General features: G+C 63.9%; 7 protein-coding genes and 1 riboswitch. Of the genes, 5 read left to right on the top strand and 2 right to left on the bottom strand.

Annotated elements, in window-relative coordinates:
• The first annotated feature begins 44 nt into the window (after positions 1 to 44).
• A complete protein-coding gene (locus KQ659_RS20125; protein WP_216690518.1) occupies positions 45 to 1,448 on the top strand; it encodes a PQQ-dependent sugar dehydrogenase in 1,404 nt (467 codons plus the stop codon).
• Positions 1,449 to 1,743: 295 nt separating this feature from the next.
• On the opposite strand, the gene KQ659_RS20120 is transcribed toward KQ659_RS20125, so the two are convergent.
• A complete protein-coding gene (locus KQ659_RS20120) occupies positions 1,744 to 6,477 on the bottom strand; it encodes a beta strand repeat-containing protein (RefSeq protein WP_216690519.1) in 4,734 nt (1,577 codons plus the stop codon).
• A 904-nt stretch (positions 6,478 to 7,381) separates the two neighbouring features.
• Between KQ659_RS20120 and KQ659_RS20115 the strand changes: the two genes are divergently transcribed.
• Positions 7,382 to 10,000 (top strand): gliding motility-associated C-terminal domain-containing protein, encoded by a 2,619-nt coding sequence (locus tag KQ659_RS20115; protein ID WP_216679447.1) that lies wholly within the window; start codon positions 7,382 to 7,384, stop codon positions 9,998 to 10,000.
• Between the two features lie 102 nt (positions 10,001 to 10,102).
• Here the strand turns inward: KQ659_RS20115 and KQ659_RS20110 are convergent, their stop codons facing one another.
• Positions 10,103 to 11,098, bottom strand: a complete 996-nt coding sequence (locus tag KQ659_RS20110) for a cation diffusion facilitator family transporter (protein WP_216679448.1) — start codon at positions 11,096 to 11,098, stop codon at positions 10,103 to 10,105.
• Positions 11,099 to 11,372: 274 nt separating this feature from the next.
• Between KQ659_RS20110 and KQ659_RS20105 the strand changes: the two genes are divergently transcribed.
• The 3 genes from KQ659_RS20105 (at position 11,373) to KQ659_RS20095 (ending at position 16,249) form a co-directional block, all read left to right on the top strand.
• Entirely contained in the window at positions 11,373 to 12,734 is a 1,362-nt protein-coding gene (locus KQ659_RS20105) for an Nramp family divalent metal transporter (protein WP_216685711.1), read from the top strand.
• Between the two features lie 165 nt (positions 12,735 to 12,899).
• A complete protein-coding gene (locus tag KQ659_RS20100) occupies positions 12,900 to 13,727 on the top strand; it encodes a transporter (protein ID WP_216679450.1) in 828 nt (275 codons plus the stop codon).
• Between the two features lie 158 nt (positions 13,728 to 13,885).
• Positions 13,886 to 14,100: riboswitch (cobalamin riboswitch) on the top strand.
• 220 nt (positions 14,101 to 14,320) lie between these two features.
• The gene (locus KQ659_RS20095) at positions 14,321 to 16,249 is read left to right on the top strand and encodes a TonB-dependent receptor plug domain-containing protein (RefSeq protein WP_216690520.1); all 1,929 of its coding nucleotides are present in this window, start codon (positions 14,321 to 14,323) and stop codon (positions 16,247 to 16,249) included.
• The last annotated feature ends 18 nt before the right edge of the window (positions 16,250 to 16,267 follow it).

Below are 16,267 nucleotides of genomic sequence, written 5' to 3'. Positions count from 1 at the left end.
GATAAACAACCGATTTATCCGTTCATCCCCTCCTGCCTATTGCCATGAAACTTCTACGTAATGCGTTGCTGGCCCTGGGCACCCTGGGGCTGCCGCTCGCCGCCTGTGCCCAGGCCCCGGCCCTCACCACTTTCGCGGTAGGCACCACTACAGTCACGGCCTCGACCCTGGCCTCCAACCTAGCCACTATCTGGGAGCTGGTGTGGGGGCCCGATAATTTCATCTGGGTGACGGAGCGCAGCGGCCGCATCAGCCGCGTGAACCCGGCCACCGGGCAGGTGCTGCCGCTGCTCACCATTGCCGACGTGACCGAAAGCAACGAGAGCGGCCTGCTGGGCATGGCCATCGATGCTACGCCCACAGGGCAGCCGGCCGGTACCTACGGCGTATTTGTGGTGTACAACTACACCGACCAGGGCACCCTGAAGGAAAAGCTGGTGCGCTATTCCTACGCCAATGGCGCGCTGAGCAACCCCGTGGTGCTGCTCGGCAACATCGTGGCCACCACCAACCACAGCGGCTCGCGCCTGCTGCTGCTGCCCGACCGTACCCTGCTCATGACCACCGGCGATGCGCTGGTGGCCTCGGAGGCGCAGAACCGCACCTCGCTCAATGGCAAGATTCTGCGGCTGAATTTCGACGGTACCATTCCGGCTAACAACCCCACGGCCGGCAGCGCCATCTACACGCTCGGGCACCGCAACCCGCAGGGCCTGGTGCAGCTGCCCGATGGCCGCATCTACAGCTCGGAACACGGCCCCAACAATGACGATGAAATCAACAAGATAGAAGCCGGCCGCAACTACGGCTGGCCCAACGTGGAGGGCCTCTGCGACCTGCCCGCCGAAGCCACCTTCTGCACCGCCAACAACGTGCGCGAGCCCCTCACCGTCTGGACGCCCACCATTGCCCCGGCCGGCCTCACCTACTACGACCATCCGGCCATTTCCGGCTGGCGGGGCAGCCTGCTGCTGGCCGTGCTCAAAGACCACAAGCTCACCCAGCTGACGCTGGATGCGGCCGGCCTCACCATTCCCAGCCGCACCGATTTCCTCACCGGCTTTGGCCGGCTGCGGGCCATTTGCGTGTCGCCGGCCGGTAAGGTGTACATCGGCACCAGCAACCGCGACGGCCGGGGCACCCCTGCCGCCACCGATGACCGCATTCTGACCCTCGAAAATCGCGCCTACGTGCCTACGGCCACGCGCCCGGCTACCACCTTCGCCTTCGACCTGTTTCCCAACCCCGCCCACCGGCAGGCCACTGTGCGGCTGCCCGCGCCGGGTGGCCTGCTCACGCTCAGCGACCTGCTGGGCCGCCCCGTGTATTCCGTGCGCCCCACCGGCACCACCGCCACGCTGGACCTCGGCAGCCTGCGCCCCGGCACCTACCTGGTGCAGGCCGACGGCGCGGCTGGCCGCAGCACCCGCAAGCTGGTGGTGGAATAAATCTTTGAAAAACAATGTGTTGTGTAACCTTTGCTAAATACTTGTGCAGAAATGCTCGGCTACTCCGGTCTGACCGCTCTAGGCGGTCCGACCGGTTGTCGTGAGAACGAAACCGTGGGTTCGACCGGTTGTCGTGAGAACGAAACCGGGGGTGCTTCGACCGGTCGGACCGCCTAGGGCGGTCAGACCGGCGGGCTCGACCCAGATACGCTCACGGCTGCATGACTACCTGAATTCAACCAAAAAAAGGGCCGGCAAATTGCCGGCCCTTTTCGTTGCGGGGTAGTGCGGAAGGTTATTCCAGCACCACTTTGCGGGTCAGGACCTGGCCGGCCACCGTCACGCGGAGCGTGTAGAGGCCCGTGGCCAGGCCGTGGGTGCTCAGCGTTTGCTCGGCGGTGCCGCTCAAGGCTTTGGTCGCCACTACCTGGCCCAGGGCATTGAGTAGGGTTGCCTGGCCGGTTCCGCTTAGTCCACTCAGGCGTAGGGTGAGCTGGCCGGTGTTGCTGGGGTTGGGGTACACCAGCAGCGCGTCGGTATCGGCCTGGGCGCGGGTGGCGGTGGGCAGGCTCAGAATGCTGAAGGAGCCCGTTACGTCGGCGCTGCCGTAACCGCTCACGGCCACGTAGTAGCGCGTGCCCACCGTGAGGCCCGTCAGGTTCACGGGACCCACATTGAGGTTGTTGTTGGCAGCGGCCTGGCATTTCACGCTGGTGAACGGCCCGGCGGCACAGTCGGGGCTGGTGTACACGCGCACCATGCCAGCGGCCGTACCCGTGATGGTCAGGATGCGGGTCGTCGTCGTTGCCACAAAGGAGAACCATACATCCTTGGGCAGGGCCGCCGGCGAGCAGGCCGGTGTGATGATGCCGTTCTGGATGCTGGTGGTCGAGCCCACGTTCGAGCCGGTAACGGTGGTAGTGCCCAGGGCAACCGCACCGCAGGGCTCATCGTTGGCCGGCGCGGTGAGCGGCGTGGTAAAGCACGTCGGCCCCACGAAAGTGCTGCTGCCATTCACCGTGCCGCAGTTCTGGCGCACGTAGAAGCAGTAGTCGGTAGCCGCCTGCAGGCTGGTCAGCGCGTAGGTAGCGGCCGTGAGGCCGGTTACGCTGGTGCCGGTGCCCTGCGTGAAGCCCTGCACGCCGTATTCCAGCTCGTAGGTATTGCCGGCGGGCAGGCCGCCGGTGGGGGCCACCCAGCTGAGCGTAGCCGTAGTGTTGGTCACGTTAGTAGCCGAGGGGCCGCTGGGGGCCGCGCAGTTCGACGGCGCCGTGGCGCACACCGCAATCTGACCGGCGTTGGTGCTGCTATATGCCCAGGCGCGGATGTAGAGCACCTCGCCCGGCGTGCGGCCCGTGAGGGCCACCTGCGAGTACAGGCCGTTGGTATCGTCGTTGCAGCCAATCTCCGTCAGGTTGCCGCAGGTACCGGCGTACAGGCTGATAACCGTATCGGTGATGTTGCTGCCGGCGGTAGGGGCCACGGTTTTCACCGTTACCGACCCGTTCACGGGCACCGTCACTTTAAACCACACGTCCCGGTTCAGGGTAGTGGAGCAGCTTGGGGTGGGGGCTCCCGCCGAGGTGGTGGCGGCGGTGTTGTCGGCAGTAGTCTGGGTGATGCAGGTGCCAAACTGAATGGGCACGTTGAGCGCCCCGGCGCATTCATCATTCAGCGGGGCTACCGGCGGAGTGGTGAAGGTGAGCGTGGCGGCCGGCGAGGTCTGGCCCGCGCCGCAGTTGCTCACAATGGTAATCGTGTAGCTCGTGCCAGGCGTGAGGCCGGTCAGGCTCACCGGCGAAGTCGTGGCCGTCTGGGTCGTGGTGGTGCCGCCGGTAGGAGTCACCGTCACCGTGTAGGTGGTGGCGGCGGTGCCGGGCGTGAAGTTCACGGTGGCCGCTGTGGGCGTTAATCCGCTGGCAGATAGGCCTGTAACGGTGGGGCAGGCCAGGTAGGTGATGTTCACGTTATCCAGGCCGATATCGGTGGTTCCGAAGTCGCCCACGGCGCGCAGCCGGATAATGGTGGTGGCCGTGAGGCCCGTGCCGGGCAGATTCACCGTCTGGCGGGTCCAGGTACCGGCCTGGCCGATTCGGGCCAGCGCCGCGCTGAACGTGGTGCCGCCGTTGGTGCTCACAAACACGTTCAGCGAGTCGGTACCCGAGGTGTTGATGTAGTCGAAACTGAGCGCGGGCGTGCCTGCGGTGCCCGCCATGTTGGCAAATAAATCCAGGCTGCCCCGGGCGCGGCCCGAGACATTGTAGGAGTGGAAGCGGGCCGAGTGCAGGCTGGTGCCCGTGCCCAGCGGGCTGCCGGCGGGCGTGTAGGCGCCCGAGGCCGGGCCGGTCCAGGCGGCGCTGGCCCCGTCGTCGTCGCGGCGCCACGAGTTGTTGCCCGTCAGGGGCGTGTTGCGCCAGTTCACGGCCGGAATATCGTTGGTGCCGCACTGGCTGGTCCAGGCCGCTTCGAAGTCCTGGTTGTAGGGCGTCGTGTTGTTGATGAGCACATACGGGGCCGCCGCGCAGCTCGTGGTGAAGCTGGTGGTGGTGGCCATGGAAGTCGTGCTGCCGCTGCAGTTGCTCACAATGCTCACGGTGTAGGCCGTGTTGGCCGTCAGGCCCGTCAGCGTTATTGGGTTTGTTGAAGGAGCCGGGGTGATGGTGGTAGCCGTGCCGCCGGCCGGGGTCACGGTCACCGTGTAGGTGGTGGGGCCGGCGGGCGGCGTGAAATTCAGCACTGCGCCGGTGGCCGTCACGCCCGAAGCCGTGAGGTTGGTCACGGCCGCGCAGGCGATGTAGCTCACCCGCACGTTATCCACCCCAATGTCGGAGAAGCCAAAGTCACCCGTGCCGCGCAGGCGCACGATGGTGGTAGCCGTGAGGCTGGCCGGCAGCGATACCAGCTGATGCGCCCAGGTAGTGGTCGTATTCAGGCCCAGTAAGGCGGCGCTGAACGTGGTGCCGCCGTTGGTGCTCACAAATACCTTCAGCGAATCCGTGCCCGAGGTGTTGATGTAGTCAAACTCCAGCGTGGGCGTGCCCACTGTGCCGGCCATGTTCACGTACAGGTCCAACGTGCCCCGGGTACCGCTCGTGGCATCGTAGGAGTGGAAACGGGCCGAGTGCAGGCTGGTGCCCGTGCCCAGCGGGCTGCCGGCGGGTGTGTAGGTCCCTGAGGTACCGCTCCAGGCGGCGCTGGTGCCATCGTCGTCGCGGCGCCACGAGGTATTGCCCGTCAGGGGCGTCGTGCGCCAGTTCACGCCGGGAATCTCGCGCGTGCCGCACTGGCTCAGCCAGGTGGCTTCAAAGTCCTGGGTGTAGGGCGTGGTGTTGTTCACCGTAACATAAGGGGCCGCCAGGCAGCTTGTCGAGAACGTAACCACCGTGGGCTGCGAAGTCGAGCCGGCCCCGCAGTTGCCCACAATGCTCACGGTATAAGCCGTGCTGGGCGTTAGGCCCGTCAGCGTCAGGGGCGACGCCGTGATGGTCTGGGTCGTGGCCGTGCCGCCGGCCGGCGTCACCGTTACCGTGTAAGTAGTTGGGCCAGAGGCCGGCGTAAAGCTCACCGTGGCGCCCGTGGCCGTGATGCCGGTTGCCGTAGCAGCCGTCACGGCGGGGCAGGAAATGTAGCTCACGCGCACATTGTCCACCCCAATGTCGGTAATGCCAAAGTCGCTGGTGGCGCGCAGCCGGATAATGGTGGTGGCCGTGAGGCCGGTAGCGGGCAGGTTCACCGTCTGGCGGGTCCAGGCAGCGGCCGTGGTCAGGCCCAGCAGCACGGGGTTGAACGTGGTGCCGCCATTGGTACTCACAAATACCTTCAGCGAATCCGTGCCCGAGGTGTTGATGTAATCGAAGTTCAGCGTAGGCGTGCCCACCGTGCCGGCCATGTTCACGGCCAGGTCCAGGGTGCCCCGGGTGCCGCTGGTAGCATTATAGGAGTGGAAGCGGGCCGAGTGCAGGCTGGTGCCCGTGCCCAGCGGGCTGCCGGCGGGCGTGAACACCCCCGAGTTGCCGCTCCAGGCGGCACTGGTGCCGTCGTCGTCGCGGCGCCAAGCGTTGTTGCCCGTCAGGGGCAGGCTGCGCCAGTTGGCATCGGGCGCATCGCGGGTGGCGCACACGTTCAGCCAGGTGGCTTCAAAGTCCTGGGTGTAGGCCGTCGTGTTGTTCACGAGGGCATAAGGCGCGCTGGCGCAGCCCGTGAAGAAAGTAATGGCGTTGGCGGCCGAAGTCGAGCCCGTGCCGCAATTGCCCACAATGCTCACGGTGTAGCTCGTGCTGGCTGTCAGGCCCGTCAGCGCCAAGGGTGACGCCGTGATGGTCTGAGTGGTGGCCGTGCCGCCGGCCGGCGTCACCGTCACGGTGTAGGTGGTGGCCGACGAGGATGGCGTGAAAGCCACCGAAGCGCCCGTGGCCGTGATGCCCGAAACCGCGAGGTTGCTCACGCTCGGGCACGCCGCCGGCGCTCCAATGGTGAGCGTAAAGTCCTTGGTTTCGCCGCTGCCAAACGAGGTGCAGGCATCGGCCGCGCCGTTGGCATTGCCCGCGCCCCGGCTGCGAATACGCATGCCCGTAGTGCCCTGCACGGCCGTAGTGGGCACCAGCAGCGTAGCGCTCACCGGCGTGCCCGTGGGCGAGGCCGTGGCTATCTGGGTCCATTCGCTGGCTTCGTACACGAAATTGTGGTTGTAGTCAATCCACACCGATACAATGCTGCTGCCGGTCAGGGTCACGCTTAGCGTGTAGGGCACGCCCCCCGAGATAGCGCCCGTGTTGGTGCCGGTGGCCGGGTAGCTGGTGTAAGCCTGACCGCCGGTAGCGGCGCAGCTAAGCCCCGTCGCGTTAAGCGTAGTGCCCGACAAGCCCACGTCAGTAATATCGTTGCCGCCGCAGGAGCCGCCCAGGCCCGTTGCGCAGTAGGCCGTCGTCTGGGCCTGGGCCGGCCCGCTACCAAAGAGCAGTGCCGCGAGCAGCAGTACCCCCGCCTGCGGCCAGTGCCGCCTCGTGAAAGAACGTAGAAGTGTCGTCATAAGTAGGAGAGTAGGGTGAAGAGGAGAAAAATGGAGAAAAGGTGGGGAAATGCCGCAACTGCCAGCAGCCGCTCCTGCCGGTTTGGTGTCGTAATGTAGAAACAAAGCTCGAATGCTTGGCTACCTTACCTGCTTTTAACCATTTACTTACCGCGAAGGCAAATTGCTGCTGCCAGCTTCTTTCTAATAACTACTAGCCGAGCTATCAGAAAAATTATCTTTTCAGGGGTGTTAATATTCAAATAATATGGTTATTTATTATAAATATGTTCCTTAAATAAGGATGATATGTATTATTTCTGATTTTCAACTGTCATCGTAGCAAGGTGGGACTTCGTGCCCGTGCGTGCACCCGGTCAGTTGGCTTCGTACTTATTACTGAGCACCCTTGCCCGGCGCACTGGCTCGCCGCTACTACCCACAAGCGGGCAGGTTGAACGCATATAAAGGAGTTGTTTAGAAAGTCCCCGAACGGTCATGCAGCGCGCAGCGAAGCATGACCGTTCGGGGACCTTTTGTGACTTTCTAAACAACTCCAATGGAGGCCCATGACTCCATTTATATGCGTTCAACCTGACAAGCGGGGGAGTAACTGCTACACTTCAGAAACTTTCTACTTATGGATAGTTCTGCTGTGGCTTAGCAAATAGCGATTTGCGTAAGTCCCGTTAGCGTTGAGCTTACCCGGCGTGGGGCTGGCAGAATGGAAAGCTGAAAATAAGTTCATTTTTGGCTGAAAAAATATCGTTTGTGGCCCTTAATTTGCTATATGTGGTGATAGTTTTATGGCTTTTTTTGAACTCGCTCTTTCTGCCTGTATCTTGGTTCGCTGATTAGTCAGTACCCACCCGTTTTGTATTTTTTTACACCCAATACACCCCCCTCACCCCCTCTTTTTTCACCCATGAGAAAAACTTTACAATCTTTTATCCTCCTGCTCTTTGCGTGTAGCCTGCTGGGCGGGCTGCCGTCGGCGCGGGCTTCCCACTTGCTGGGTTGCGACATGACCTACACCTCGCTGGGCAACAACCAGTACCGGGTGAAATTCCGCCTCTACCGCGACTGTTCCGGTATTACGGCTTCGCCCTTCACACTCTCGTGCCGCAACGGTGGCTGCAACGCAACGGCAACGGTATCAGCTCCGCTCGTGCAGCAGGGCGTTCCATTGGCCGCCACGCCACTGTGCCCCAGCACGCCCAATTCCTGCGCCAACCCGTCGTCGCTCTATCCGCTCTACGACTTCACCAACTACGAAGCCACCGTGACGCTGCCCCCCGGCCAGTGGACGATGAGCACGAGCCAGGGCTCGCGCCCCACCATCGCCAACATCGTGGGCTCGCCCGACCTGTATGCCGAGGCTTACCTCGACAACCGCAGCAGCGGCACCACTACGGTGGCCAATACCTCGCCCCAGTTCGACCCGCAGGATATTCCGATTCAGTACGTGTGCGTGAACCAGCGCACCACCTTCGGCTTCTCGGCCATTGAGCCCGATGGCGACTCGCTGGTGTATGCCCTGGCCGCTCCGCTGGCTTCCTGCGGCACTCCCGTGGTCTATACCTCTTACCCGGGTGCCAACGCCGGCGGCGTATTCATCATCACCCGCAGCCCGCTGTGCATTCTGGAAATTCCCGGCCTCACGGGCGGCACGCTGTTTACGCCCCGGCTGCCCATTCCGGTAGCTACCGATACTACCGGGATTTGCCCCATCAAGCAGGGCGTGCCGTATTTCGGCCTCAACCAGTCGGCCCGCACGGTTACGTTCACGCCGAACGTGTACAGCCCGGCCACGTCGGCCGCCGATGGCCGCAACAAATATCAGGTAGTAGTGGAAGTGACCGAGTACCGCCGCGTCAACGGCGTGCGCCGCATTGTGGGCCGCGTGCGCCGCGAGGCCGTGCTCATCGTTATCAACTGCGGTGCCAACACCACGCCCAACCCGGTGCAGGCCACCAACCAGACGCCCAACTCCAACACCGGCACCATCAACACGGCCGATACCACCCAAATCAATGTGTATTCGTGCAACTACTCGCGCGTGCTGGTAAACTTCACCGACCCCGACAACCTGCGCACCCCCAGCGCGCACCAGCTCCTGACGGTAACCCTGCCCACGAACATCAACACCGACCCCAGCTACCTGGCTGCGGGCGATGTGGGCACGTTCACCCTGTCCGGTAACGGCACCGAGAACCCCCGCGGCGTCTTCTTCTTCCAGCCCTCGCCTTCGCAGGTGGGCCGCACCATCCGCATCAACGTGCGGGTGGAAGACAATGCGTGCCCGGTAAAGGGCCTGCAGAACCGGGTAATCGTCATTAAGGTCCTGCGGGGCAACTTCGCCTCGGCTGTGGCGGCCGTGGGCGGCTCCACGCTCCTGGGCTCGGCGGTAATCTGCCGGGGCAACTCGCTTTCGCTGCAAGGCCGCGTAATCCGGCCTGACTCGGTGCGCCGCCTGGCCACCAACACGACGCAGGCGCAGGTGTACACTTACCAGTGGACGGCTTCGGCCGGCGGCACCGGCCTGCCCGTCGTCACCAACGTGCAGAATATCGCGGTGAAGCCCACCGTCACCACGCGCTATTTCCTGAGCATTGCGCCTACGCTGGGCTTTGCACAGGGGGCCTGCGGCGATACTACCTCCATTCTGGTGCGGGTGGTGGCCCCGCCGGTAGCCCGCGTGGTTACCAACAATGCCTACATCTGCCCCGGCGGAACGGCCACGCTCCAGGCGTCGGCAACTACAACCGGCAGCCCCGTTGGCACGTACACCTACGCCTTCCGGGCGGCCAACGGCCTGGCTACCGCCGATTTGACGAAGGCGAACCCTACGGTAAATCCCACGGTAACCACCCGCTACTATGTAACGGCCTCGGGCAGCGCCCCCACGAGCTGTACGGATACGGCCTCGGTGCTGGTGCGTGTGCTGCCCGGCGTGGTAGCCAACTTCACCACCGCCGACTCGGTAGGCCTCAACGGCCAGCGCACCAACCGCCCGCCGGTAATCTTCACCTTCAAGGACGCCTCGACCATCACCGGCCTGCCGCAGGGCGCCGCCACCACCTACAAGTGGACCTACGAGCGGGTGCGCGACATTGCCAACAACCGGGTAACGGGCACGGAAACTGCTTTCGGCACAACTTCGGCCACGCCGGGCCCGCTGCAGCTGGGCATCGCCGGGTACTACCGCATCCGTCTCACCACGGTGGTGTCCATCGTCAACGGCGGGGTTACCACCACCTGTACGCCTTCGGTGAAGGAGCGTATCGTGCTGGTGCCTGATTTGCAGGTGCCCAACGTAATCACGCCCAACGGCGATGGCCAGAACGACTACTTCAAGGTTTCAACCGTTAGTACTACCACTAGCAAGATTGAGATTTTCAACCGCTGGGGCCGCAAGGTGTACGAGCAGGCCAGCTACGCCAATAACTGGGGGGGCGATAACCAGCCCGCCGGGGTCTACTACTACCTGCTCACGGCTTCCAACGGTGCGCAGACCAAAGGCTGGATTGAGGTAGTGCGCTAAACCTGCCTTCTCACCAGATGCACTAAAAAAGGGTGCCGCGATTGTCGCGGCACCCTTTTTTGTCGTGGCTAAGGCTGGTTTGCTTACTTCTACACCGCTTGTTCAGGCAGACTGCCCGAGGTGGTGCCGCTCGTTCTTCACGGCGTTCTGCACGGTCCAGGTCACTTCGTGCCGCAGGGGGAATTGCCGTACCGGGCAGGCGGGCATCAGGCACAGCGAGCAGGCGGCAAAGGTGCAAGGGTCGGCGTGCACGAACATTTCGACTTCCACCGCGAACCGCGCCTGGATGAGCTCCTCAATGTCGTGCAGCTCAGTGTGCACTTGCTCCAGGGTGAAGTAGTAGGGCATCTGCATGTGGCAGTCGATGTGCAGGTTGGCGCCGTAGCGCTGCACGCGCAGGTTGTGCACGTCAATCCACGAAGCCCGGCGCTGGACCTGGAGCTCGGCAATTACCTCGGCCACCACGGCGGTATCGGTCTCGTCCATCAGGCCCGATACGGCGTGGCGCAGCATCCGCCCGCCATTCACCAGAATGAAGCCGCCCAGCAGCAGTGCCGCGCCCGAGTCGAACCGCACGATGCCCGTGGCCGCCACCAGCACCAGCGCCCCCGACGAGACGATGGACGTGAGCGCATCAATGTAGAGGTGCTGCCCGTCGCCCACCAGTGCCACCGATTTCAGGCGCTTGCCGTTGCGGACCAGCAGCAGGCCCACGGCCAGGTTCACCACGGCGGTGCTGGCCAGCAGCGCCACGCCCCAGTCGGGCCGGGCCACGGGGTGGGGGTGCAGGAAGTGCCCGCTGGCGCTGTAAAGAATAAAGGCACCAGCCATGAAAATCAGCCCCCCTTCAAATCCCAGCGACAGGTTCTCAATTTTGCCGTGGCCGTAGGGATGGTTTTCATCCTTGGGCAGGCTGGACAGGTAGAGGCTATAGAGGGCAAAGCCACTGGTGGCCACGTTGATAATGCTCTCCAGCGCATCGGTGAGCACCGCCTGCGAGCGGGTGAGGTGGTAAGCGTAGAACTTGATGGCCACGAGCCCGATGCTAACCACGAGGGACAGCAAGCCGAGGCGGTACTTGGTTTGGGAGGACGTCATGCAGCGGGATTTTCGGTACAAAGGTCGGGCACCGGCCGCAAGCGGGGCGGCGTGCCCGGCGCGGGCTTCTATGCGGACACCCACCACCGCGGCTGCCGGGCAAAACCTAAACGATTCGGTAGCCGCCGCATTACGTAGTTAGCAAACGTTGCCACTGCCGCGAAAAATTGCCGCCTGATGGCAACTTTTTTACCGCAATGTTGTATTTAAGGCAGTCGAAAATTATTTTTAGGCTAATCTAAAAAGAGGCCCTTGCCCTTACCGATTGATTAACGTGCCTCCTTCTACATTAACTGATACCCAGCCAACCAACCCGGATGCCGGCTGGCGCCACCCCCGCCGGGCCAATTCGCTGAGCGAGGTGTATGCCAGCATCAAAGTGCCACCGGCCAATGCCTCGTTCTGGCGCAAGCTGATGGCCTTTTGGGGGCCGGGCCTGCTGGTAGCCGTGGGCTACATGGACCCCGGCAACTGGGCCACCGACCTGGCCGGTGGGGCCCGCTACGGCTATACGCTGCTGTCGGTGGTATTGATTTCCAACCTGTTCGCCATGCTGCTTCAGCACCTGGCGGCCAAGCTGGGCATTGTGACCGGGCGCGACCTGGCCCAGGCCTGCCGCGACCATTACTCGCGCCCCATCAGCCTGATGCTGTGGGTACTGTGCGAAATAGCCATCGCGGCCTGCGATTTGGCCGAAGTCATCGGTTCGGCCATTGCGCTCAACCTACTGTTTGGCCTGCCCATTGCCTGGGGCGTAGTCCTCACCACCCTGGATGTGCTGGTGGTGCTGTTCTTCCAGAACAAGGGCTTTCGCATTATCGAAAGCCTGGTGGCTGGGCTTATCGTGTTGATTTTCGGGTGCTTTCTCTACGAAATCATCGCCTCGCACCCCGACTGGCTGGCCCTGAGCAAAGGCTTGGTGCCGCGCCTCGAAGTAGTAACCAACCCGCAGATGCTCTACGTGGCCATTGGTATTCTGGGCGCTACCGTGATGCCGCACAACCTCTACCTGCACTCCAGTATCGTGCAAACGCGGGCCTTCCCGCAGGATGAGCCCGGCAAACGCTCGGCCATCAAGTTTGCCACCATCGACTCGACGCTGGCCCTGTTTCTGGCCTTTTTTGTGAACGCGGCCATCCTGGTTACGGCCGCCGCCGCCTTCCACGGCAAGGGCCACAACGACGTGGCCGACATTGCCGACGCCCACAAGCTGCTCACGCCGGTGCTGGGTGCGGGCGCGGCCAGCGCGGTATTCGCCATTGCGCTGCTGGCCTCGGGCCAGAACTCGACTCTGACCGGCACGCTGGCCGGCCAGATTGTGATGGAAGGTTTCCTCGATTTGAAGCTGAAGCCCTGGTTACGCCGGCTCATCACCCGCCTCATTGCGGTGGTGCCGGCCCTTGTGGTGGCCATTGTGTATGGCGAAAAAGGCACCGGGCAGCTGCTGGTGCTCAGCCAGGTCATTCTGTCGTTTCAGCTCAGCTTCGCGGTGGTGCCGCTGGTGCTGTTCACGGGCAGCCGGGCCAAAATGGGCGTGTTTGCCAACCGGCCGGTGGTGCAGGGCATTGCCTGGGCGGTCACTGGCATCATCATTTGCCTGAACGTGTTTTTGCTCTGGCAGACCTTTGCGGAATAGCGCTTTGGGGCGGGGAGCGCCTTGCGCGGCTGCCGGGTACGCCGGACGTAGGTCGTAGGGCCATTTCAGGAGCAAATCGCCCGTCCGGAGGAGCTTTGCGTATAGGCGGCCATGCCAATAATCAGTACCCTGCTTCGTCGCTGTATCTTTTGCCTGCTTCTGCTGGTGCCCGTAGCTGCGGCACTGGCCCAGGAAGGGATTAAAAACGACACAATTAAGGTCGATAAAAACCAGTTCAGCCTGTTTCGGCCCACGCCGCGCAAGTATATGCGCCCCATGGTGCCCGACCGCCCCGGCATCACCGAAAGCCCGTATTCGGTCGATGCGGGCCATTTTCAGTACGAGACCGATGCCCTGCGCCTGCTCACGCGCCGTGAGGGCACGGCCTACGGGCACGACTGGTACATCAACCACGCCCTCGCCAAAATCGGCCTCACCAACCGCACCGACCTGCAAGTCGGCCTCGATTCCTACACCGACACCCGCAACTACGACGATGCCGACCCCGGCCAGAGAACCGTAGCCAGGGGCCTCGGCGACCTAAACCTCCGGCTGAAGCACACGCTGGTGGGCGACGACAACAGCCGCTGGGCCCTGGGTCTGATTGGCTACGTCACCCTGCCCACCGGCGGCCCGCGCGGCGACGGGGCCGTGGAATACGGCGCGGTCCTGCCCGTGGTGTACCAGCTCACCAAGCCCTGGAGCATTGGCGGCCAGGTGGCCACGCAGGTGTACTGGGACCGCGAAACCCACTCGCGCTACCTGCAGCTCACGCCCACGTTCACCACTGACTATCAGTTTACCAAATTTGTGCAGGCCTTTGTAGAGCTGGTGGGCTACCGCGATGTGCGCCAGTCCTACTGGTTAAGCTCCATCAACACCGGGGTGCAGCTCGACGTGAGCGACAACGTGCAGCTCGATTTCGGTACCCACCTGCCCATCACCAATTCTGTGGACCGCGAATATTTCATCGGCATGAGCTTCCGGCGCTGAGATTGTAGCGTGGAAGCTGTTTGGAAAGTCAGCCCAAAATCGTTGTTCCGGTCTGACCGCCCTAGGCGGTCAGACCGGTTGCCGCGCGGACTCTGCTAGTCCGCGCGTCGTGAGGGCCGCCCCACCGGGACGCGGACTCGCCGAGTCCACGCTACGCGCTACCTTTGCCCCGTCAAGGTGCCAGACCCCAATCGCGGGGCGCGGCTGAAAAGGGAATCCGGTTCAATGCCGGAGCTGTCCCCGCAACTGTACGCTTCACATCGGGGCGGGCCATACATGCCACTGTTTACCTTTTGATTGTCAATTGGTTGGATGGGAAGGCGGCCCGCTCGGCGAAGCAAGCCAGGAGACCTGCCCGGACATTCACAGGTTCAGCATTCGCGGAGGACGAATGGAGAAAGAAAGCAGCGGCCGCCCCCGGGCAGCCACCTTACCTCTGTTTTTCGGCCTCGGTCTGGCGTTGGTTTTCTTCAATTGAAGAGAGCTTCCGGTAGATTTTGAATCGAATTTTCTTAATCGAAAATTTGATTCGGATGCGTTGTTTTTCACTCAGCCGGTTGGCGGTAGTTTGCGGATTACTGGCCGGAACCGGTGTGGCCCGCGCCCAACAGCCGCGCCCCGCGCCGCCCGATTCGGTCTGGCTCAGCCGGCGGCTGCACCGGCTGGCCGAGGTGAACGTGCGCGCCGTGGGCCCTGAGCAGTTTGCTGCCGGCAGCCGCCACTACGCCGCCGATTCGGCCACCCTAAGCCAGTATCGCGATGGTACCGTGGCCGAGCTGCTGCAGGACCGTACTCCGCTGTATATCAAAAGCTACGGGCCGGGTCAGCTGGCCTCCATCAGCATTCGGGGCACCTCGGCCCAGCAAACGGCCGTGCTCTGGAATGGCCTGAACATCATGCTGCCCACCTTGGGTCAGAACGATTTTGCCCTGCTGCCCGTGGGGGCCAATACCCGCCTGGCCGTGCAGCCCGGCCCGGCCGCTGCCCTCTACGGCAGCGGGGCCATCGGCGGGGCCGTGCTCCTGAACACCGCACCCGACTGGCAGCCCGGCCTGCGGGGCAGCGTGCAGGCCGATGCCGGCAGCTTTGGCCTGCGCGGCGGTAGCGCCGAGGTGAGCACCGCCAGCGCGGCCGTGGCCGTGCGCGTGGCCGCCAGCTACCGCCAGGCCCTCAACAACTACCCCTACATCACCCAGGAATTTGGCGGGCCGGTGCAGCGCACGCTGGCCGGGGCCGCCCTGCGCCACCAGTGGAGCCTGGCCCCTGAAGTAGCCCTGCGCCTGGGCTTGGCCGGCCAGCTCACCGCCAGCGCGTGGTTTACCGATACCGACCGGGAAGTGCAGCCGGGTGTCATCGGCCCCAACCGCCACGCCCGGCAGCTCGACCAAAGCCGCCGCCTGGTGCTCAGCTACCGCCACCAGGCCTCGGCGCGGGCGCAGTGGCTGGTGCGCGCCGCCGCGTTTGAGGACGTGCTGAACTACCACGACGACGGTATCACGAGCGACTCGCGGGTGCGCACCACCCAGGGCCAGGCCGAATACACGGCCGCCGTGGGCGCGCGCGGCTCCCTGCGCGTGGGGGCCGAGGTGCAGCACTTCAGCACCACTTTCCGCGAATACGCCAGCCCGCTGACCACCGAAAACCGCGCCGCCGCGTTCGCGCTGTTTCGCTACGACCCGCAGCCCCGCCTGCGCCTCACGGCCAACCTGCGCCAGGCCGCCCTGCCCCAGGGCAACCCCCTCACGCCCACCGTCGGCCTGGAATGGGACCTTTGGGCGAATGGCCCGGCCCCCGACTCACTCACCACATCACCATTTCACCAGCTCACCTTCAAGGCCAGCGCGGCCCGCAGCTACCGCGCCCCCACGCTTAACGAACGGTTTTTTAACCCCGGCGGCAACCCCAGCCTGCGCCCCGAAATCGGGCTGGGCTACGAAGCCGGCCTGCTGCATCGCACCCAACTTGCGCCCCGCACCACGCTGCAAACCGAGCTTACCGGCTACCGCCAACTAGTGGACGACTGGGTGCAGTGGACGCCCGGCCCCGAAGGCTACTGGCGGCCACGCAACCTGCGTCAGGTGCTCACGCAGGGCCTGGAGGCCAGCACGGCGCTCACGCTCCGGCGCGGGGCGCACCACCTGAGGGCGTGGGCGGCCTACGCCTTCACCCAGGCCCGCACCCGCCGTGCCACCCCCGACGACCCCGTGCCCGTGGGCCAGCCGCTGCCCTACGTGCCCACCCACACCGGCACCCTGAGCCTGGACTACGCCTGGCACGCCTGGCGTGTGGCCGCCGCCACCAGCACCACTAGCTACCGCTACATCGATGCCACTGCCCGGGCCTTCCTGCCCGGCTATGGCCTGCTGGGCGGCAGCGTGGGCTATGCGCTGCGCCTGCACGGCGCCGAAGCGCTGCTGCTGCTGCAAGGTAATAACCTTCTCAACCACGCCTATGAGAGCTACGAAGGCCGGCCGGCCCCGCCCCGCGCACTGAGCGTGAGCCTACGCCTGAGCTGGCGCTGATTTTCAAATTTCATCACT

The organism is Hymenobacter siberiensis, from assembly GCF_018967865.2.
Classification (GTDB): domain Bacteria; phylum Bacteroidota; class Bacteroidia; order Cytophagales; family Hymenobacteraceae; genus Hymenobacter; species Hymenobacter siberiensis.
Note: the sequence above shows the minus strand (reverse complement) of the source record. Positions and strands in the feature narration are given on the sequence as shown.

Bases quoted from the DNA above. Each gene is read 5' to 3' on its own strand.
- KQ659_RS20125 (WP_216690518.1), top strand. From the start codon at position 45: ATGAAACTTCTACGTAATGCGTTGCTGGCCCTGGGCACCCTGGGGCTG.
- KQ659_RS20120 (WP_216690519.1), bottom strand. From the start codon at position 6,477: ATGACGACACTTCTACGTTCTTTCACGAGGCGGCACTGGCCGCAGGCG.
- KQ659_RS20115 (WP_216679447.1), top strand. From the start codon at position 7,382: ATGAGAAAAACTTTACAATCTTTTATCCTCCTGCTCTTTGCGTGTAGC.
- KQ659_RS20110 (WP_216679448.1), bottom strand. From the start codon at position 11,098: ATGACGTCCTCCCAAACCAAGTACCGCCTCGGCTTGCTGTCCCTCGTG.